Source organism: Iningainema tapete BLCC-T55 (genome assembly GCF_014698965.1).
Taxonomy (GTDB): domain Bacteria; phylum Cyanobacteriota; class Cyanobacteriia; order Cyanobacteriales; family Nostocaceae; genus Iningainema; species Iningainema tapete.
In genome coordinates this window covers 1-21,415 of sequence record NZ_JACXAE010000049.1, presented here as the reverse complement: position 1 = coordinate 21,415, position 21,415 = coordinate 1, and the positions used below count along the sequence as shown (strand labels likewise).

The 21,415-nt window shown below is 46.3% G+C and carries 7 protein-coding genes and 1 pseudogene; 6 read left to right on the top strand and 2 right to left on the bottom strand.

Annotated features, from left to right (window positions below):
- The first annotated feature begins 548 nt into the window (after window positions 1-548).
- The 5 genes and pseudogenes from ICL16_RS13450 to ICL16_RS13430 all read left to right on the top strand — a co-directional run bounded on the left by ICL16_RS13450 (window position 549) and on the right by ICL16_RS13430 (window position 16,609).
- On the top strand, window positions 549-8,303 hold the full coding sequence (locus ICL16_RS13450; RefSeq protein ID WP_190828390.1) for a polyketide synthase: 7,755 nt from the start codon (window positions 549-551) through the stop codon (window positions 8,301-8,303).
- 110 nt (window positions 8,304-8,413) lie between these two features.
- A complete protein-coding gene (locus ICL16_RS13445; protein ID WP_190828388.1) occupies window positions 8,414-15,046 on the top strand; it encodes a type I polyketide synthase in 6,633 nt (2,210 codons plus the stop codon).
- Between the two features lie 17 nt (window positions 15,047-15,063).
- Window positions 15,064-15,837 carry a thioesterase II family protein gene (locus ICL16_RS13440; RefSeq protein ID WP_190828386.1) on the top strand — a complete coding sequence of 258 codons (774 nt, stop codon included), beginning with the start codon at window positions 15,064-15,066 and terminating at the stop codon, window positions 15,835-15,837.
- Window positions 15,838-16,005: 168 nt separating this feature from the next.
- Window positions 16,006-16,302 (top strand): annotated as a pseudogene (locus ICL16_RS45615) (class II glutamine amidotransferase domain-containing protein).
- Window positions 16,256-16,609, top strand: coding sequence for an asparagine synthase-related protein (locus tag ICL16_RS13430; protein WP_202895534.1), 354 nt, complete (start codon window positions 16,256-16,258; stop codon window positions 16,607-16,609). Before ICL16_RS45615 ends, ICL16_RS13430 begins: the two are co-directional and overlap by 47 nt.
- A gap of 73 nt (window positions 16,610-16,682) precedes the next feature.
- On the opposite strand, the gene ICL16_RS13425 is transcribed toward ICL16_RS13430, so the two are convergent.
- Both ICL16_RS13425 and ICL16_RS13420 read right to left on the bottom strand, forming a co-directional pair.
- On the bottom strand, window positions 16,683-17,864 hold the full coding sequence (locus tag ICL16_RS13425) for a low temperature requirement protein A (RefSeq protein ID WP_190828381.1): 1,182 nt from the start codon (window positions 17,862-17,864) through the stop codon (window positions 16,683-16,685).
- 56 nt (window positions 17,865-17,920) lie between these two features.
- Complete coding sequence (locus tag ICL16_RS13420; RefSeq protein WP_190828379.1) at window positions 17,921-20,497, bottom strand: AAA-type ATPase lid domain-containing protein; 2,577 nt, start codon at window positions 20,495-20,497, stop codon at window positions 17,921-17,923.
- A gap of 109 nt (window positions 20,498-20,606) precedes the next feature.
- Here ICL16_RS13420 and ICL16_RS13415 point away from each other — a divergent pair, with 109 nt between their 5' ends.
- On the top strand, window positions 20,607-21,308 hold the full coding sequence (locus tag ICL16_RS13415; RefSeq protein WP_190828377.1) for a hypothetical protein: 702 nt from the start codon (window positions 20,607-20,609) through the stop codon (window positions 21,306-21,308).
- The last annotated feature ends 107 nt before the right edge of the window (window positions 21,309-21,415 follow it).

Genomic DNA, 21,415 nt, shown 5'->3' with positions numbered 1-21,415 from the left:
ACCCCACTTGGATAATTTTAATGCGTTAAATAAAAAAGCTGTAAATAATAAGTTACCGTTTGTAACTATTCTTTGTACACTGTTTTAATTCTTTTAAATATCTGCTGAACTGTCTTAACTGTCCTTTTAACTGTCTTAACTGTCTTAACTGTCCTTTTAACTGTCTTAACTGTCTTAACTGTCCTTTTAAATGTCTTAAGCTTTGTTGTATTTTATTTGTGAAGCTGATATGATTTGTAGACAAAAGCTTAAAAGATGTTTTGGAAGTGGAGGATATTGTAAGATAACGTGAGTTCGAGGAACTAGAAAACAGCAGGGATAGTGCAGGTAAATCTTTGGCATAAATGTCAAGGAAAGGTTTTTGTTGAGCGGCATGCCATTTGAGACTATTACTGGCAGATACTATTAAATTCAGGCAACGATCCCTGTGGTATCGAGAGCGTGGAATTATCAAACATGGATCAGGCGAGTCTCACTCCATAAAGAGCTTCGCTAACTTTAATCTGAGCAAACGTGCCAAAAAGAGTCAGAAATTACTCGAAAGATCGATGAAGAAGCGAAATAGCAAACAAAGAAAATATACTCAAACCTGTATTCATGAACTAGTTGAGGCTATTGTAGAGCAAACGCCAGATACCCCATCGGTGGTGTTTGAACATGAAAGTCTCACCTATCGCCAGTTGAACAGTCGCGCTAACTTCCTAGCACACTACTTACAGGCATTGGGCGTCGGGAAAGAGGTATTGGTAGGCATTTGCATGGAGCGCTCCCTAGAAATGGTAGTGGGACTGTTGGGCATTCTCAAGGCGGGAGGAGCCTATGTGCCGCTTGACCCTGCTTACCCTGATGAGCGATTGGCGTTCATGCTGGAAGACACTCAAACTAAAGTGCTGCTAACCCAAGCGCGGTTAGTCGAGTCTCTTCCCAAACATCAAGCGCACGTTGTCTGCGTGGACACGCAATGGGAGGAGATTGCTTTCCACAGTGAGGAAAACCCAATCAGTGCGGTAACGCCCGATAACCTAGCCTACGTAATCTACACTTCCGGCTCCACAGGCAAACCTAAGGGGGTGGCTATGAGTCACCGTCCCTTATGTAATCTCATTAATTGGCAACGGGAAAGCTCAAAACTGCCTGTGGGAGCGAGGACTTTACAATTTGCTCCTGTCAGTTTCGATGTTTCCTTTCAGGAAATCTTCTCTACTTGGAGTTCAGGCGGAACGCTAGTTTTAATAAAAGAGCATGTGCGCGTCGATGCTTTCGAGTTGTTGCGTTTTCTCACAGAGCAAGAAATCAACAGACTCTTCCTTCCCTTTGTAGCCCTTCAACAGCTGGCATCAGTAGCTGATGATCGGGGAGTTGTTGTGCCGACGCTGCGCGAGATTATCACCGCAGGCGAACAGTTGCAGATAACCAGACAGATTGCTAACTGGTTTACAAAGCTACAAAATTGCACTCTACACAATCACTATGGACCATCCGAAAGCCATGTAGTTACAGCTTTCACCCTTACTGGTTCACCCTCCGATTGGCCTGCGCTTCCTCCGATTGGTCGCCCCATTGCTAACACACAGATCTATTTGCTGGATTCCCAGATGCAGCAAGTAAGCGAAGGCGTTCCAGGTGAACTGTACATTGGTGGCATTGCTCTGGCACGGGGCTACCTTAACCGACCCGATTTAACTACCGAGCGGTTTATTCCCAACCCGTTTAGCGACTCATCAGAAGCACGTTTGTATAAAACTGGTGACAAGGGTCGCTACAATCACGATGCGCAGATTGAGTTTCTCGGTCGAAGTGATGACCAGGTAAAGATACGTGGCTTCCGCATTGAGTTGGGAGAAATTGAGGTGGCGATCGCTGCATATCCGGCAGTTCGACAAGCTGTAGTCTTGGCTCGTGAGGATGTACCCGGTGACAAACGCCTAGTAGCATACATAGTACCGGCTTCCCAAGAAAACCCTACCCATGAGCAGAGCGTTGAGGCACTTGTGCAAACCGAACAGGTATCGGAACCACCAAACTCGATTGCTGGGCTGGTGCCGTCGCTGCGGAGTTATCTTAAAGCACGTCTGCCCGATTACATGATTCCCAGCGCCTTTGTGGTGCTAAAGGCTTTTCCCGTAACCCCCAGCGGGAAGTTAGAGCGCCGCGCTCTACCAGCTCCAGAAAAGTCTAGACCTGAGTTGGAAACGGTTCTCGTTAGGCCCCAATCCGATGCCGAGCAACAGATTGCTAAGGTTTGGCAAGAATTGTTGCAATTAGAAGGTGTAGGAATTTATGACAACTTTTTTGACTTAGGTGGTAATTCTCTACTCCTGAATCAGAGTGCTAATAAATTAGCAGAAATCTTTGGAGTAAAACTGTCAATTGTAGAGCTGTTTCAATACCCTACTATATATAGTTTGGCTCAACGCTTAAGTCAAACTAACAGAGAATCAGAAGCTGCCACTACCCACAAACCTAGCCGCCGAGTTAGCCGTCAGTCTGACAACATCAGAGAATCAAATATCGCCATTATCGGTATGTCAGGTCGCTTCCCAGGAGCTACGGATATTGAGGCATTTTGGCAGAACCTGCGAGATGGAGTGGAATCTATTTCATTTTTTTCTGATGGGGAATTGTCGCAAAGCGACCCAAATTTGCAACGTCATCCTAACTACGTAAAAGCCGCTGCGGTTTTGCCAAATATCGATCTATTTGATGCTTCCTTCTTCGGCTACAGCACTCTAGATGCCGAAATCATGGACCCGCAACAGCGAATTTTCTTGGAATGTGCCTGGGAAGCCCTTGAGAGTGCTGGCTACAATCCGGAAACTTATCAGGAATTGATCGGGGTTTACGCAGGTTCGGGTATGAACACGTACCTGATTAATAACGTTCATCCCAACCAGGGCTTCTCTTCTAATCGCACCTTCTTAGTATCAGCCAGCGATTTACAGGTAAGACTTAGCAATGAAAAAGATTATCTGCCCACACGGGTTTCTTACAAACTGAATTTAACTGGACCAAGTGTTAATATTCAAACGGCTTGTTCAACTGGACTGGTAGCAGTTCACATGGCTTGCCAGAGTTTGCTTAACGGTGAATGCGATATGGCTCTAGCAGGAGGCATTGCCGTCGGCGTTCCCCAAAAGGCGGGGTATCTGTACCAAGAGGACATGATTTGGTCTGCCGATGGACACTGCCGAGCCTTTGATGCAAAAGCCAGTGGAACTGTTTTCGGCAACGGAGGTGGTGTTGTTGTCTTGAAGTTGCTAGAGGCGGCGCTCGCCGACGGAGACTGCATCCATGCTGTGATCAAAGGGTCAGCGATTAACAACGATGGTGCAGCGAAGGTGGGATACACAGCACCCAGTGTAGAAGGTCAAGCTGCCGTAATCTCGGAGGCTTTGGCGATCGCACAAGTTGACCCAAGCACAATTACTTATGTAGAAACCCACGGAACTGCTACAAGTCTGGGAGACCCCATTGAAATTGCAGCGCTGACCCAAGCCTTTCGCCAGAGTACCGAGAAAAACGGTTTTTGTGCGATTGGCTCGGTTAAAACCAATATCGGACATATTGCTGAAGCGGCTGGGATCGCAGGTTTAATTAAGACTGTGCTGGCACTAAAACATAAATCAATACCACCTAGTCTGCACTTTAGTCAACCCAATCCCAATATTGATTTTGCCCAAAGCCCCTTTTACGTTAATACAACACTTTCTGAATGGAAAGCGAATGGAACTCCAAGACGTGCTGGAGTGAGTGCTTTTGGTATAGGGGGAACCAATTGTCATGTAGTTTTGGAAGAAGCACCAGAACAAGTCAAAAGGAGCCAGTGCGTTGCAAAGCCAGTGCTGAAGACGGGTTTCCCGTCGCAGGCATCTGGCGTTGGGGTTTCCCCCGTTGAAGCAAGTGGCGATCAAAAGTCAAAAGTCAAACATGACCGAACGCTGCATATTTTGACATTATCGGCGAAGTCCCAGAAGGCTCTGGAGGAGTTGGCACAGAATTATGTAGTTTATCTCAAGTCCAATGCAGATGCTTCCCTAGCGGATATTTGTTTCACAGCTAACGCAGGACGCAAGCACTTTAACCATCGTTTGGCAGTCACGGCTTTCTCTGTTGAGCAGCTTGGCTCTCAACTGCAGGCTTTTGGACAACAGACTACTCCCGCATCGAATAATCAAACGAATTGCCCCCTGCCAACAGTATCAGGGGTAACTTCATCAGTCGGCGCGATCGCCTTCCTCTTCACGGGTCAGGGGTCGCAGTATGTGAATATGGGACGTCAACTCTACCAGACTCAGCCCACATTCCGACAAACTCTTGACCGCTGCAATGAAATTCTGCGACCATTACTAGAAAAGCCCCTGCTGGAGGTACTTTATCCCCAACAGGGGGAGAATCTCCCAGACATAATCCTCGATCCAAAATCTCAAATCGACGAAACCGTCTATACCCAACCCGCCTTATTTGCCCTAGAATATGCTTTGTTCCAGTTGTGGAAATCCTGGGGCATAGAACCCGATGTAGTCATGGGTCATAGTGTCGGGGAATACGTAGCTGCCTGTGTCGCCGGAGTTTTCAGTCTGGAAGATGGCTTGAAACTCATTGCCCTCAGGGGAAGTTTAATGCAAGCGCTGGCTACTGATGGGGAGATGGTAGCCCTACAAGTCTCGGAAGCACAGGCAAAAGCAGCAATTCAACCGTATGAAGATGTATCAATTGCTGCTATCAACGCGCCACAAAGCATTGTAATTTCCGGTGGTTGCGAGGCGATTAACGCCATCTGTAACAAGCTCGAAGCATCAGGAGTCAAGACGAAAAAATTAAATGTCTCTCATGCTTTCCACTCACCTTTAATGGAGCCGATGGTGGCAGAATTTGAGCAGGTTGCCCGACAAGTGAGCTTTTGTTCACCACAGATTAAGTTGATTTCCAACGTTACTGGCGAATTGGCAACAGAGGAAGTAGCGACTCCGGAATATTGGTGCAGTCATATCCTAAAGCCAGTCAGATTTGCCGCGAGTGTGGAAAGTCTCGATCACTTGGGTGTAGAAACCTTAGTGGAGATTGGCTCTAAACCAATTTTATTGGGAATGGCTCGCTCTTGTCTGCCCGATAGTAATAAACTTTGGCTTGCCAGTTTGCGTCCGGAGGTTGACGATTGGCAAGTGCTATTAGCCAGTTTGGCAGAACTTTACGTGCATGGAGTCTCCGTAAACTGGTTGGGATTTGATCGAGACTATTCCCGTCGTCGCCTTTCCTTACCAACTTATCCCTTCCAGCGACAGCGCTATTGGATAGAAGCCAGCAAGGGATATGCTCGTGATGCGCTTTTCCAGAAAAATGGTGTCGGCAACCAGACGCTTCATCCTCTACTGGGGCAACAGTTATATTTAGCAGCAACCCAAGAAATTCAGATTCGTTTTCAGTCCCAAATCACCCCTGACTTCCCATTCTGGCTGAGAGAGCATTGTCTTTTTGGGACAACGATTCTGCCAGAAACAGCTTACTTAGAAATGGCTTTAGCTGCGGGAGCTGTTGTTGCCAAATCTGACAATCTTTGGCTGGAGGATGTTGTCTTACGGCAGGCGATGATTTGGCAGTCGGATGAAGTCAAAGCCGTTCAGGTGATTTTGACCCCACAGTCAGCTGATGTTTATTCCTTTGAGATTTATAGCCTCGAACCTCCTGCAGAGAAAAACAATGGGAAGCGATCCTGGATGCTCCATACCTCAGGTAAGCTGCTGATCAAAGAAAAAGAGTCAGTAGCCGAACGGGTGGATTTGGCTGCACTAAAGGCGCAATGTACTCAAGAATTTCCCATCGTTGAGTTGTACCGACGCTTTCAAGAGCAAGACCTCAATTATGGTTCAAGCTTCCGGGGTATGGAACAACTGTTTCATCATGAAACAGTAGCTTTGGGGAAAATCAAGCTGGCGGAGGAAGTGGTCTGGGAAATAGAAGATTATCAACTACACCCGGTGTTGTTGGACATTGCCTTGCAGGTAATGGAAGCTATCTCCCCTGAGCATGGAAAACAAATTAGCTACGTGCCAGTGGGTTTAGAGCGTCTGCGGATTTGCGGTCGTCCTAGTGTCTCTATGTGGAGTCATGCCCAATTGCGGAACGTAGAATCCGCTCATCAACACGAACAGAACCTGAGCGCTGATTTGCAACTGTTCGCTGATTCTGGGGAGCTAATTGCTGTTTTAGAAGGCTTGCAAATGAAGGCTGTTCGCAGTAATACCACGCTGGGTATGCCGCAGGAATCCTGGAAGAATTGGCTTTATGAGGTGGAGTGGCTACCCCAGGTGCTCCACCAAAGCCTCTCAGGAAATGACATGCCTAATGGGGTCATTTCAGCCCAAGTGGGTGTAGAAACTAAGTTCAAGGTAGGTACAACAAAAAACTGGCTAATTTTTGCTGATAGTCAAGGAATTGGTCAGCACTTAGTAGTACGCCTGCGATCTCTTGGAGACAATTGTACCATTATATTGCCAGCTTCCAAGTACGAACAGGTCGCTGAACAAGAATTCAGGTTAGACCCAGCTAATCCCGAACACTTTCAGCAGGTATGTGAAATAGTTACTAGCGTGCATGGAGTGGTACACTGTTGGAGCTTAGATGCACCACCAACCCATACAGGAGAAGACTTGGAGGTAGCATCGAAGGTAAGCTGCGGCAGTGCGTTGTACTTAGTGCAGGCTCTAGCCCAGAAGTATTCCTCTCCTCCACGGCTGTGGTTAGTGACCCAAGGAGCGCAAGCGGTAGGAGTAGCATCTGGCGTGCCGGGACTCGCTCAATCTCCCTTATGGGGTATGGGGCAAGTCATCGCCTTGGAACACCCCGAATTGAATTGCGTGCTGGTGGACTTAGACCCCAATGCGACAGACGCTCCTCGGGTAATTCTGGAAGAAATCAGTTCAGAGACTTTAGAAGATCGAGTCGCTTTTCGTGCCGGTAGGCGCTATGTGGCGCGACTGGCGCGTAGCCAACCTGAGGTTAGCTGGTTACGCCCCCAGTCGCTCCGCCAAGAGATATGCGAACAAGGAATCGGTGATGCCGCTTCCCATAGCGTCAGCTTCCGTGAAGATAGCAGCTATCTGATTACGGGCGGCTTGGGCGATTTGGGTTTGCTGGTAGCGCGCTGGATGGTGGAACGTGGTGCTAGACATTTGGTGCTGGTAGGGCGGAGTGCCGTTAAGCCTGCTGTCCGCAGTCAGTTGGAGCAGCTAGAACTGTTTGGCGCTCAGGTAGTCGTCGCTCAAGCCGATGTATCTGACTACAAGCAAGTAGCAGGGTTGTTGACCTCCCTTACGCAATCCTCACCACCGCTGCGAGGGATTATCCACGCTGCTGGTGTTCTGGATGACGGCGTACTCCAACAGCTTCACTGGGAGTCTTTTAGGCAAGTGATGGCTCCAAAAGTGCAAGGGGCGTGGAATCTACACCTATTAACCCAAAATCTGCCTTTAGACTTCTTAGTGCTGTTTTCTTCTTGTGCCTCTCTACTTGGTTCTGCCGGTCAAGCCAACTATGTAGCTGCTAATGCTTTTCTAGATGCCTTGGCATTTTATCGTCGCTCAAAAGGCGTCCCTTGCACGAGCATTAATTGGGGAGCTTGGGGCGAGGTAGGAATGGCAGCGAGAAACCAACAGGTAATTGAGCGGCTCAATCACATAGGAATGGGAGCTATAGCCCCTGAGCAAGGATTGCAGGTACTGGAGCAATTGTTCTTAGAACAACCCATCCGGGTTGGTGTCGTACCCCTGAACTGGTCGCAGTTCCGGGAAGAACAATGGACAGCCTCGCCATTCTTCACAAATTTTACTAAGGTATCTGAGCAGCCATCAAAGCAATCGGTTACAGTAAAGTTTCGCCAGAAATTAGAGGCAGTTCCGGTTCGGGAACGCAAAGACCTCTTGGTGGCTCATGTTAGCTCTCATGTAGCCCAACTTCTGGGTTGGAATCCCTCGAATCCCCTTGACTTTAGGCGCGGCTTTTTCGAGATGGGAATGGATTCGCTGACCTCTATAGAGTTGCGAAACCGCTTGCAAACTAGCTTGGGTTCACCTCTTCCTTCAACCTTAGTATTTGATTATCCAACAGTGGAAGAACTTGTTGATTATTTGGCTCAAGAAGTGCTTTCAGGTTTGATCGTACCTAACTCAGAGCTTTGGGCAAAATCTTCGGTTGAGGCACAACAAAAGGAAGCAGAGATGATGAGCGTTACTCAGGACTTAAATAACAAGGAGAAATCTATAGAGGAAATTGCCAAACAACTTGCTGCAAAACTTGGATTTAGCTAAACCTACAAAAATGCCTCCACCTAATGCGTCATGCAAATGCTTTTTAGTGACACTTATTAGGCAAAAATTTTGAATTTGTAATATTTGGAATTAGAATTTAAGCAGGGATAATGAATAATAGTTCAAATAATTATTATGCTTCTTTAATGGAAGAAGCTTCAAGAAAGATTACCAAACTGCAATCAGAACTTGATGCTTTGAAGTATGCGCAAAGCCAGCCGATCGCCATTCTTGGCATGGGTTGCCGATTTCCTGGTGCTAATAACCCAGATGATTTTTGGCAATTGCTAGTCGATGGAGTGGATGCTATATCAGAAGTGCCAAAAAAACGTTGGGATATAGATGCTTACTACGACCCGAATCCAGATGCACCAGGGAAAATGTACACCCGCTTTGGGGGGTTTGTCGAGCGGGTTGATGAATTCGACCCCCAATTTTTCGGCATTTCCAAACGGGAAGCCAAAAGCCTAGACCCCCAGCAACGCTTACTCTTGGAGGTGAGCTGGGAAGCCCTGGAAAACGCCGCTCTAATGCCGGAAAGGTTGACGCGGAAAACTGGTGTTTTTATTGGCATAGAAACCAATGACTATCACCAAATTCTGTTTAATCAAGATCCGGCTGCAATTGATAGCTATGTGGACTCAGGGAATACTGGGGCGACAGCGAGTGGTCGTTTATCATACCTTCTGGGTCTCAGCGGACCATGCTTGTCGGTGGATACAGCCTGCTCTTCATCATTGGTGACAGTTCATTTGGCTTGCCAAAGTCTACGTCGTGGAGAGTGCGATTTAGCTCTGGCTGGGGGGGTAAATATCATTCTCTCACCAGAACACAATATCTGTTTATCACAAGCCCACATGTTGTCAAAAGATGGTCGTTGCAAGACTTTTGACGCAACCGCTAACGGTTTTGTCCGTGGAGAAGGATGTGGTGTGATCGTTCTCAAACGTCTCCGGGATGCCCAAGCGGACGGAGACAATATTTTGGCGGTGATTCGCGGTTGTGCAATTAACCACGATGGACGCACCAGTGCTTTGACAGTACCCAATGGCAAGTCTCAGCAAGCTGTGATTCTCCAAGCCCTAGCGGACGCAGGTGTGCAACCCGATCAGGTAAGTTATGTAGAAGCTCACGGTACTGGGACATCTTTGGGAGACCCGATCGAGGTGGGGGCATTGGGAGCAGTGTTCGGTCAGCGAGAACATCCTTTAGTCATTGGTTCAGTGAAAAGCAATATCGGTCACTTAGAAGCAGCAGCAGGAATCGCAAGTCTGATCAAGGTAGTGCTTTCCTTGCAACACGGGGAAATTCCCCCTTCTTTGCACTTCGAGCAGCCTAATCCTCACATTAACTGGGAGCAACTGCCAGTCAAGGTGGTAACACAGCGCCTGCCTTGGCTAATTGACAGTCGGCTGGCAGGAGTGAGTTCTTTTAGCTTTAGCGGCACCAATGCCCATGTCGTACTGGAAGAGGCACCTCCAGAGGTGAGAAAGACATCGGCAGTGGAACGTCCCCTACATTTACTATGCTTGTCGGCGAAGACACCAGAAGCTCTTTCCGAATTAGCAGCTCGGTATTCGCAGCACTTGGCAGCTAAACCATCCTTAGAGCTAGCAGATATTTGCTTTACTGCCAATACCGGGCGATCGCACTTTAAATACAGGCTAAGTGTGGTGGCTTCGCAACCAGAGGAAGCACGAGAAAAGTTAACTGCCTTCAGTGCAGGACAAGAAACAATAGAAGTTTTTCAGGGGCATGTAAACACAAATAATAAAATCGCCTTCCTCTTCACTGGTCAAGGGTCGCAGTATGTGGGCATGGGACGCCAACTCTACGAGACTCAGGCAACTTTTCGAGAAACCCTTGACAGATGCGATCGCATTCTCCGTTCTGATCTAGAAAAACCCCTGCTAGAAGTTCTCTATCCCCCGGAAGGAGAAAATATTTCATCCAAAATTGACGAGACGGCTTATACCCAACCCGCCTTATTTGCTCTAGAATATGCCCTATTCCAATTATGGAAATCTTGGGGCTTGGAACCAGATTTCGTCATGGGTCATAGCCTTGGAGAATATGTGGCTGCCTGTGTTGCTGGAGTTTTCAGTCTGGAAGATGGCTTAAAACTAATTGCTCACAGGAGTCGTTTAATGCAGGCTTTGCCCCCTGGTGGAGAGATGGTTTCGGTAATGGCGAGTATAGAGCAAATTGTGACTCTAATTCAACCCTATGCTCAAGAAATCTCAATCGCTGCTATTAACGGTCCAGAAAGCGTGGTGATTTCTGGTAGATGCGAGGCGATTAACGCTCTTGTTGCCAAGTTGTCAGCTTCTGGAATCAAAACCAAGAAATTAAATGTCTCCCATGCTTTCCATTCACAGTTGATGGAGCCGATGCTGGCAGAATTTGAGCAAATTGCTCGACAAGTGAGATTTTCCTCACCACAGCTGCAACTTCTGAGCAATACCACGGGCAAACTGGCAACAGATGAAATTACTAAACCGGAGTATTGGTGCCGTCATATCCGGCAACCCGTACAATTCGCTGCGAACATGAAAACCCTTGAACAGCAGGGGGTAGAGATATTAATAGAGATTGGCTCTAAACCAATTTTATTGGGCATGGGTCGCTTGTACTTACCTGAACATCAAGGACTATGGCTTGCCAGTTTGCGTCCGGAGCAAGATGATTGGCAGCAGCTACTAACTAGTCTAGGACAGTTATATGTACGTGGAGTCTCATTAAATTGGGTTGGCTTTGACCAAGACTATTCGCGTCGCCGCCTGCAACTGCCAACCTATCCCTTTCAGCGACAGCGCTATTGGATAGAGGCGACTGATAATGGGCATGGGATGCAAGGGCTTTTCCAGAACAACGGTATCCTCAGTCACAACCTTCATCCACTGCTGGGTCAACAGTTATTCTTAGCAGGAACGCAAGAAATCCGTTTCGAGTCGCTTGTTAGCCAGAACTCCCCAGCTTGGGTGAAAGACCATCACATTTTTGAATCAGCAATTTTACCAGGAACGGGTTACTTTGAGATTGCCTTGGCAGCAGGAGCGGTGATTGCTAAGTCCGATAATCTTTGGCTAGAGGATGTGGTCATCCAACAGGCGATGGTTCTGCAGGAGAATGAAGTTAAGACCGTTCAGGTGATTTTAACTCCACAAGAGTCTGGTATCTATTCCTTTAAAATCTACAGCCTCTGTTGTAGTGCAGAGGAAAACAACTCGCAGCCATCCTGGACGCTGCATACCTCAGGCAAGTTGCTTGTCAAAGAAAAAGAACCGATAGAGCTGGTGGATTTGGCGGCAATGAGGGCGCAATGCACCCAAGAGATTCCTGTCGAAAAGTTGTACCAATGGTCTCAAGAGCAGGGAATTAACTACGGTCCGAGCTTCCTGGGGTTTGAACAAGTCTGGCAGCACTCTCAAGGAACTCTGGGCAAGGTAAATCTGGTGGAAGAATTAGTGCCAGAAGCAGGGAAGTACCAGTTGCACCCTGTATTGTTAGACATGTGCTTAACTGTTTTAGGAGAAATTCCCTCTGATGAAGGCCAACGAAATACCTATGTACCAGTAGGCTTAGATCGTTTGAGGGTTTTGGGTCGTCCTGGCAAAAGCGTGTGGTGCCATGCCCAGTTGCGGAAAGCAGAAGGTCAGCATCAACAGAGCCTGACCGCCGATTTTCGCCTTTTCACCCCAAAAGGGGAGCTAATTGCAGTCCTAGAAGGTTTGCAACTGATGCACGCCCGCAGGGAAGCGATGTTAAGCATCTCGCCTGAATCCTGGAAAAAATGGCTTTATCAAGTAGAGTGGCGACCTCAAGTGAGTTATGGTCTTCCACCAAATTATTTGCCCACTCCAAAAGAAGTTCGCGATCACCTCTTGCCCCGGTTACTTCAGTTGATGACTCAGCGAAGTTTGGCAGTTTATGGGGAAGCATTAGCTGGGCTCGAAGTTTTGAGCGTTGCTTACATTGTTTGGGCCTTCCGACAAATGGGATGGGAGTTTCAGTGCCAAGAGCGCTTTTCCACAGCCCAAATAGCCGAACAGTTGGGTGTGATCGGTCAACACCAGCAACTGTTTGGGCGTTTGCTAGATATATTAGTTGAAGTTGGGATACTCAAACGCATCAATGAGCATTGGGAAGTGGTTTCTACTCCCGAAATTCAAAACCCGCAGTCGGCTTCTGCCTCAGTGTACTACCCAGAGGCAGAAGCCGAGATAACCCTGCTCTTACTTTGCGGACCAAGACTTGCTGAGGTACTTCGAGGAGAGTGCAACCCCCTACAACTACTATTTCCTGAAGGAGACACAACTACACTAACTAAGCTGTATCAAGATGCCCCAACGGCGCGGATGATGAATATCCTAGTCCAAGAAACCGTGCTATCAGCTCTCTTGCGTTTGCCTCAAGGACGGGGCTTGCGGATTTTAGAGATTGGGGCTGGCACTGGGGCAACAACCTCCTATCTCCTGCCGCATCTAAAAGCGGATCGGACAAAATATGTCTTTACCGACATCGGAGCCTTTTTCACGGCAAAAGCGCAGGCGCGGTTTAAAAATTACCCGTTTGTGCGCTATCAAGTTTTGGATATCGAAAAAGCGCCGATTGAGCAAGGATTTGAACCCCATCAGTACGATCTAATTGTGGCGGCGAACGTGCTGGAAGCCACCAGCGATTTGCGTGCCTCTTTGCGTCACGTAAAGCAGTTGCTGGTTCCTGGCGGAATACTAGTGCTGGTGGAACATACTGCTCCCGCACGTTGGATGGATTTGACATTTGGGTTAACACAAGGGTGGTGGAAGTTTAGCGATCGCGAATTGCGCCCCAACTACCTCTTGATGAGTGCAAACCAGTGGCAGACTCTGTTACAGGAAGTTGGGTTTCAACAAGCTGCGAATGTTTCTCTTAATGATGTAGCTCTATGCGATCAAATAAGAAACTTACCACAAACGGCAGTGATTGTAGCACAAGCGGAAGCGTTGCCCCAGAACGCCATACCGAAGAACTGGCTACTGATGGCTGATAGTCAAGGCGTCGGTCAGCAATTCGGTAAACTCCTTCGTTCCCAAGGAGAGGTTTGTACCCTAGTTTTTCCAGGCAAGGAGTACGAACAGATAGCCCCATTTGAATTCAGGATAAACCCAGCTAGTCCAGAACACTTTGAGCAGCTACTGGAGGCTATACCTGAGTTGCACTCTGTGGTACACTGCTGGAGTTTAGATGCAGCTTCTGCCCCAACAACAGCCGACTTAGAAGTAGCCTCGTTGAAAGGTTGTGGCAGTACGTTGCACTTAGTCCAAGCGCTACTTAAGAAATTGTCTCAACCTCCTCGCCTGTGGTTAGTGACAAAAGGAGCGCAAGCAGTGAACAGTTACCATCTTCCAGGAGTGGCTCAATCTCCCATGTGGGGAATGCACAAAGCAATCCGTCTGGAACATCCCGAACTCAACTGTGGGATAATAGATTTAGACCCAGAAGCAACAGGGGATGAGGCATCAACCCTATTTGCGGAAATTTGGTCAGACGATACAGAAGACCAAGTCGCTTTTCGGAATCAAACTCGTTATGTTGCCAGACTGGTACGCCCTGACCAGATCAACAGCGATGATTCTACTAGCCCTAATGTCAGCTTCGGTAGGGATAGCAGCTATCTGATTACTGGTGGCTTAGGGGATCTGGGTTTAGCAGTAGCTCGGTGGATGGTGGAACGTGGTGCCCGGCATTTGGTGCTGTTAGGGCGGTCACAGCCGAACGACGAGGTCAACAGTCAGTTAAAAGAGTTAGAACTTTTTGGTGCTACGGTAGTCGTAGCCCAGGCTGATGTATGCAACTACGAGCAACTAGCCCGAGTGCTGGCTGTGATTGAGCAATCGGCTTTGCCCCTGCGGGGAATTATCCACACCGCAGGCGTTCTGGATGATGGCATAATACAGCAGCTTGATTGGCAGCGCTTTAGGCGAGCGATGGCTCCGAAAGTACAAGGGGCGTGGAATCTACACGCATTAACCCAAAATCTGCCAATAGACTTCTTTGTGCTGTTTTCTTCCACAGCCGCTATGTTAGGCTCTGCCGGTCAAGCCAACTACTGTGCAGCCAATACTTTTCTAAATGCCTTGGCCTTTTATCGTCGGGCACAGGGATTACCAGCCACGAGCATCAACTGGGGAAATTGGGGTGAGATAGGAATGGCGGCTCGAGGCCAATTACTCGATCGTCTCAAGCTCAAAGGAGAGGAGAGCATGGCTCCTCAACAAGCATTGCAAGCACTAGAACAGTTGTTATGGAATTCCCCTGTACAAGTAGGGGTTTCGTCCATCAACTGGTCGCGTTATTTGTCAGAACAATCGACCAACTCGCGGTTCTTCACAGATTTCCAGGTAGAAATTCAAGGAGTGCGTTCTTTGTCTGTGGAAGAAACAAAACAGGAGAGCAAAACAAATTCGCTCCGAGACACCCTCGTGTCGGCTCCTCCTGCTGAGCGTCAACAGTTGTTGGAGTTTCGCATTACAGAACAAGTAGCCAAGATACTCGGATTTTCTACCTCTAGGTTAGACATCGCGGAATCGCTGACCAGTCTGGGACTTGACTCGCTAATGGCGATCGAACTAAGGAGTTGGCTCAATAAGGAGACAGAACTGAACTTGTCGATAATGTCAATAATGCAAGGTCCGAGCATTTCTCAACTAGCAGAGCTAATGCTTGAGGAATTAGCATTGGCGAAGAGTATGCAACCATAAAATTTAAAAGTCTGATTATGCAAACCTCACAGATGTATAACTCCTGCGTTACCTGTCCTTACCCTAATCCTCAGGCTTCAATGCGTTTATTTTGCTTTCCCTACGCAGGAGGTAGATCTCTCATTTTTCGCTCGTGGTTCAACAGTCTACCCAAGAGTATCGAAGTTTGTCCCATTGAACTACCTGGAAGGGGAACCCAGATCGGGATAGCCCCATTCTCGCAGTTAGAACCTCTTGTCAGTGCGCTCGCTCCTGCTCTCCTTCCACATTTAGACAAACCATTCGCTTTCTTTGGTCACAGTATGGGGGCGCTTGTCTGTTTTGAGCTTGCCCGTCTACTCCGCAAACAGTATAGTCTGGAACCAATACACTTGTTTGTTTCCGGTCAGGGGGCTCCGCAGATTCCCGATCCAGATCGATCCATCCACACTCTCAACGAACCGGAGTTCATAGAGAAACTGCGGAGCCTTAATGCTACACCCAAAGCAGTGCTGGAGAATACTGAACTGATGCAGCTACTGATTATTCCTGTCTTACGGGCAGATTTTGCGGTAGCGGAAACCTATGTCTACACTGCAGAGCCACCACTTAACTGTCCTATTACTGCTTTTGGTGGCTTACAGGATTCAGAAGTCAGTGGCTCAGAACTCCAAGGTTGGCAAGAGCAAACAAATGCTGCATTCTCACTGCAGATGTTCAAGGGAGATCATTTCTTCATTCACTCTGCCCAATCACTTGTGCTACAGTTTCTTTCTCAAGAACTACAGCAAAGTATCAATAAAATAAACTGATTTGTCTATATTTGATCAAGGAACAGTAGATTGATGTGTGGAATTGTCGGATTTTTCGCAAAAAACGGAGCCATTTCAGAAGAATCGTTGAAACGGGCAACCCAGACTTTACATCATTGAGGACCAGACGGACAAAAGTGTTGGATTGCTCCCCATCGACGAGTTGGGTTGGGTCACACCCGACTCAGCATCATTGATCTAACAACAGGGGATCAGCCGATTTCTAACGAACAAGAGAATTTACACATTGTTGTCAATGGCGAGTTTTATGATTTTAAACGAATACAGGATGAATTGAAACAACGAGGTTAGCGACTTCGTACCCATTCTGATAGTGAAATAGCTCTTCATCTCTACGATGAGTTTGGAACACAATGCTTGCAGCATTTGCGGGGTGAATTTGCCTTTGTGCTGTGGGATGAAAGAAATAATCTCCGTTTCCATGAAAATTCGTGGCATGACTGAAAAATATGTGCTACGAGAAGCAGCAAAGCCTTTCTTAACGGATACTGTTTACCGTCGCCAGAAACATCCGTATGTTGCCCCGCCGCCAGGTCAGAGACTCAATGAGTCGTTTAACGAATTGATTCAGGATACGATGCGAGGTTCAGTTATGGCATCAGTACCATTATACGACCAAGCAAAAGTAATTGCACTACTTGACAAATTGCCTGAAATGGATAACAACCAACACATTTTCCTAGATATTGTCTTGATGAAGCTGTTGAGTACTTGTTTTCTCCATGAACGGTTCGGGCTTACAGTCAAGTGAACAATACGGCTGCCAATTCAGGATACATCACTTAAGAGAACCATTAATCTACAAACCTAACACACCAATTGGTTTATATTTCTGGATCTACTAAGCGGGTAGTTGGACGACTTTGGAGCAAATCTTGAACTACTTGTACAGCACCAACTACAGCTACCAGCCCAATCACCATAACTGGTAACAAACCTTTACCAAATAAAGCAATCAACGGCAAAACAATCGCCGCCGCAACGCGAAACTTAGTGCGAATTTTACAGTAGCGAATTACCCCAATGCGATGGAGAATACCTAAAGTTAGGAAGCACAATGCTACAGAGCCACAAAGTAGCCACCGTATTGCATCGGGTAGGGCTAGCATTGGCTTACTCAATAGTACCAGTTCCACAGCAACACCGGTAGCAGCAATGCCCATCACTAGAGGTAGATGAGTATATAGCCAGATATTAGCAATTACTGCTCTTCCTTCTGTTCGCGCCCTTTGAATAGGTGTACCACCAAGATTGTCAAAGTATACCCACCATAAGCTAAAAGCGATAGTTAGACCGAATATAGCGGAAATCACGGTTAAAATATCCCATTTTTGCTCAGAGACACCATCGACAACGGCGATAATTGCTTCTCCTAGTACAATCATGGTAAACAACCCAAAACGCTCCGGCAAATGGGAAGCGTGAGGGGGTAGTTCTAGCATTAACTTACGTGCTGTCAAAGGTGTGGCAAAATCAACAAGGAGCCCCAATGTCCAAAATACGAAACGCCAAGGCATCGGTACAAATATTGAGATTAGCCAGAAGGAAGCAGCGATCGCAAAACCTGTTGCGTAACGATTTGTCAGAGGACGTGCTTTGGCAATGTGACGCCCTGCTCGAATATATTCTACCACAAGCAGAGCGCGACCGAAAGCATAAGAAAGGGCGAAGCCAGCAGAACTTGCGCTTAAACCGTGATGGACATTGACAGCTAACGCAGCAATGGCAAGCATTTGTAAACCAGTTAGCAGCCGATGTCCTACGTCGTCACTATCAAAACGGTTAGCATAGAATGTGCTGCCAATCCAAGACCACCACACTGGTATAAAAAGAGCTACAAATCCTAACACTCCTGAGAGAGAAACATGATCGTGAAGATTGTGAGCAAGTTGAGAAACTGCAACCACAAACACCAAATCATAAAAAAGTTCTAGCCAAGTGGCGCGTCGTTCTTCTTCGCCATCCTCACCGATACGTAAACGTGGTGGTTGTAAAAAGCTTGACATATTGCTAATTGTTAATTGTTGATAGCTGATTGTTAATAGCTAGTTGTTTTTTACCATTAGCTAGATACTATAATCGCCCACAAACTTGCAGCTAACCCAATTGTAGCCAAATGTTGCCACAACAGCGAACGCATCGGTTGACGAGCAATCTTTTGCGTTAGTACCATACTTAAAAGTACTGCAAAAATCAAAGTACTCCCCTGCAAAAATTCAATCACAGCCGGATGCGCCACCACCACAGGCAACTGTTCACCAGAGAAACCAAAAGTAGCAAAAGCTACAGGAAGAATTCGTCCTCCTTCTCCCAAACCCAATCTAAGATAGTGAGCCAAGTTACCTCCCAAAACTAATGGTAAGTAACCATAGGCAAGTTCTATGAATCGTCGCGGCTTAGCTCCCCCCTTGGCAAGGGGGGCTGGGCGGTTCGGATTTTGAATTTTATTACTCAACCAGTAAAAACCCCGCATCAATCCATATGCTGCAAATGAGATAACGGCAGGAACAATCAATGCCAAGAGTGATAATCCTAAGTGAGGCAAAAACTGTGTTAAATCCAGATTTAATCCCAACCAAGATTGTAACTCTGATAAACGATGCAGATACACTCCTCCCAATAGTAAAAATAACAGTGCTACCTCATAGGTGTGAGCTACATGAGTTGTCCACAATTCAATTCCAGGGGGACGTAAATTAAACTCAACGGAACGATGGGGACAAGCTTTGAGACAAGTCATACACAGCACGCAGTCTCTATTATCTTCTAACTGTGCCGGGTGAGAGTACAAAGGACATCCTAAAGTTTCCATCCCCTCGCCTTTTTGCGGTCCACCCTTGTAACATTGATATGTGGTACAACTGGCAGAACAGATACCTTGTTGCGCTCGTAGTTCTGTCATGGATAGTTTAGCAAATAAACCATTCATCCCACCAATCGGGCAGAGGTATCGACACCAAAACCGCCGTTCAAAAATAGCTGAGAAAATCATTGCCCCGGCGGTAATTAATAGCAGTAAACAAGCAGACAGGTAAGCTGTATTTTCTAAGTTCCAAAGTTCTTCCCACAAGAAAATCAGTGTAAATAGTCCAAATAGAAACCAGCCACCCCATTTTTCTGCTTGATGTCTGGGCCAACCCTTGAGTTGTCGAGGAAATAGCCATAGAGATAACTTTTGGGTGACTTCGCCGTAAATCATGAAGGGACAAACTGCGCACCAGACGCGCCCTAAAAAGGGAAACGCTAGTAGGAAAAAAGGCCACCACCAAGCCCAGAATAGATTTAAAGCGAAATTGCGATCGCGTGTTTGTGGACCTAGAAATAGTACCCCAATAATAAAGGCAAAGGCAGTTAAAGTAAAGCCATAGTTGATCCTGTCAGGCCACCAATCACTACGTAGAAATCGCCGCAGACTAGGATAAGCATTTAAAAGATTGACGCGAAATTGCTTTTTCTTAGTTTCTGCTGACCAGAAAATTTCTTCTGTAAGTTCTCTTGCCTCTCCAGCTTGAACAATTGCTCGTTCCACCAGATTTTGCAATTCTCTGATGTTACCAGGAAAATCATAAGATTGCAAGCGGCGCAAAGCTTCTGCCGTCACTTTAGGTTTCGCAACACCTCTTGACCTGGTGTACAAACTAATGTAATATTCTACCTGCGCTTTAATATCAGCTTTGCGTACCCGTAACGGTGGCACTTTGATTACATGCCCAACAGCACGCTCAATTTGCGGTTGGTTTTTTTCTGATATTATCAATATGCGGGCTTTACTAACACGAGATTCAACGTTTGCTTCTCCTGAACGATTTACAGGGGTATAAGTATTCGTTTTGATCAACTCAGCCAACGCTGGCAACAATTCTGGTGGTGTTTCCTGAATGTTGTTGAGTACTAGAGTGCCTTCCCCCAGCCATTCTAACAATCCTGGTTTACCGCCAAAACGTCCAAACAAATCTGCGCCACTTGTCTGAAGAATACCACAGTTAATTTTAATAATTGGTTCTCTTCGATAAGCAGAGCCGTAATGAATTAGGGCTGCTATATTATCTTTTTCTAAACCCGGTTCGCCAAAAATGAGTACAGATTTACGTTCTCCCGCAGCTTTTCTAATTTCTTCTCGCAATCGCACTGCATAGCGACTTGTGCCCACAATTCCCCGTTGCGCTTTGGTGACTAAATAAGGGCGCAAAGCTACGGAACGTTCTTGTTCGTAAGTGAGGGCTGATGAGAGTTGAGCTAATTCTTGAGCCATTTGGCGGGAAACAGCTTGAGCAATTTCCGGGTGTTGTTCGGCTATTTCCCGAAATTTAGCAGCAGGTACAACTAACAAGTGGCATTCTCTTACCGTAGTAATTGTGCGCCCAGCAACTTCATCTAACAGTAATTCTTGTAGGTTAATGACTGCTCCAGGAAGGAATCCTACAGCTAAAGCTGGGTTATTATTGCTACTGTTGCTTTCTATTTGACCTTGTTGTATAATGTATAGCGCTTCTGGCGGTGTGCCTTCAGTCACTAAGGTGTGGTGAGCTGGTACAACTTGCTCTTCAATCACAGAGGCGATCGCATCCAACACTTCAGGTGACAGAATTCCCAAAGCTGTACGTTCTTGTAGCCAGATGACAATTTCTGGAGATGTCATGGTAGGTTATCCACGCAGGCTGCTTTATATAAAAGTAATTATCTCCGAATAACAGTTCCGTTGGACACAAACTGAATATATTTTCCATCATAGGAGTAAGTACTTAACTATGAACAATGATTATGTCACTTGTCAAAAAGAAGTTATACAGCAGATCAAAGGTAGCCTTCAGAAAGGGCAAGGCAATGCTAGTTTTGTTGAGATGCGACGTGATTACGAAAACGATGACGAAACCTGTCTAACATCAGTAGCTTTCATACCAGAAAATATTGGAGAAGCAATATTAGAAAAAATTATTAAACCATTGAGAAACATAGAACCAGATCACTTCTACTACTCTCATGAGTTACTACACTTGACTATTAAAAATGTACGAACTGTGCATAAGCCGCCTCTTTTTGATGAATCAGATGTGGTTAAGGTGAACCAATTATTTGCCGAACTAATTCCTACTTTCAGATTTTTAACTTTTACTTTTGAAGATTTGATTTTGTTTCCAACAAGTGTTTCTCTAATAGGTTACTGCAATGAAGCATTGAAAGATTTAGTTCTAGCTCTAGATTCTGGATTACGAGAAATTGGTGTACCAGATAACAAGAAGTATTTTTCAGATACTATATTTTTTGGTAACATAACATTGTGCCGATTCACCCATGCTCCCAGCATATCATTTCAGAATAAAGTCAAAGACTTGGAGAAAATTTATATTGGAGCAACTCATATAAAAACAGTACACCTAATTACGTGTAATTCTATTTGTAGTCATAAAACTAGGAAAATTATCGGTACTTACCAGTTAAGCTCATTATGATTGTCAATCCAGCATCATCCTTAAGCCCATAGGGTCTTCAGATTAATTGGTGATAAGTTTATCTAATATATAAAAGAAATTTTTCCGTGACTTTAAGCCAGATTGCT

Bases quoted from the DNA above. Each gene is read 5' to 3' on its own strand.
- ICL16_RS13415 (WP_190828377.1), top strand. From the start codon at position 20,607: ATGAACAATGATTATGTCACTTGTCAAAAAGAAGTTATACAGCAGATC.
- ICL16_RS13420 (WP_190828379.1), bottom strand. From the start codon at position 20,497: ATGACATCTCCAGAAATTGTCATCTGGCTACAAGAACGTACAGCTTTG.
- ICL16_RS13450 (WP_190828390.1), top strand. From the start codon at position 549: ATGAAGAAGCGAAATAGCAAACAAAGAAAATATACTCAAACCTGTATT.
- ICL16_RS13440 (WP_190828386.1), top strand. From the start codon at position 15,064: ATGCAAACCTCACAGATGTATAACTCCTGCGTTACCTGTCCTTACCCT.
- ICL16_RS13425 (WP_190828381.1), bottom strand. From the start codon at position 17,864: ATGTCAAGCTTTTTACAACCACCACGTTTACGTATCGGTGAGGATGGC.
- ICL16_RS13430 (WP_202895534.1), top strand. From the start codon at position 16,256: ATGAAAGAAATAATCTCCGTTTCCATGAAAATTCGTGGCATGACTGAA.
- ICL16_RS13445 (WP_190828388.1), top strand. From the start codon at position 8,414: ATGAATAATAGTTCAAATAATTATTATGCTTCTTTAATGGAAGAAGCT.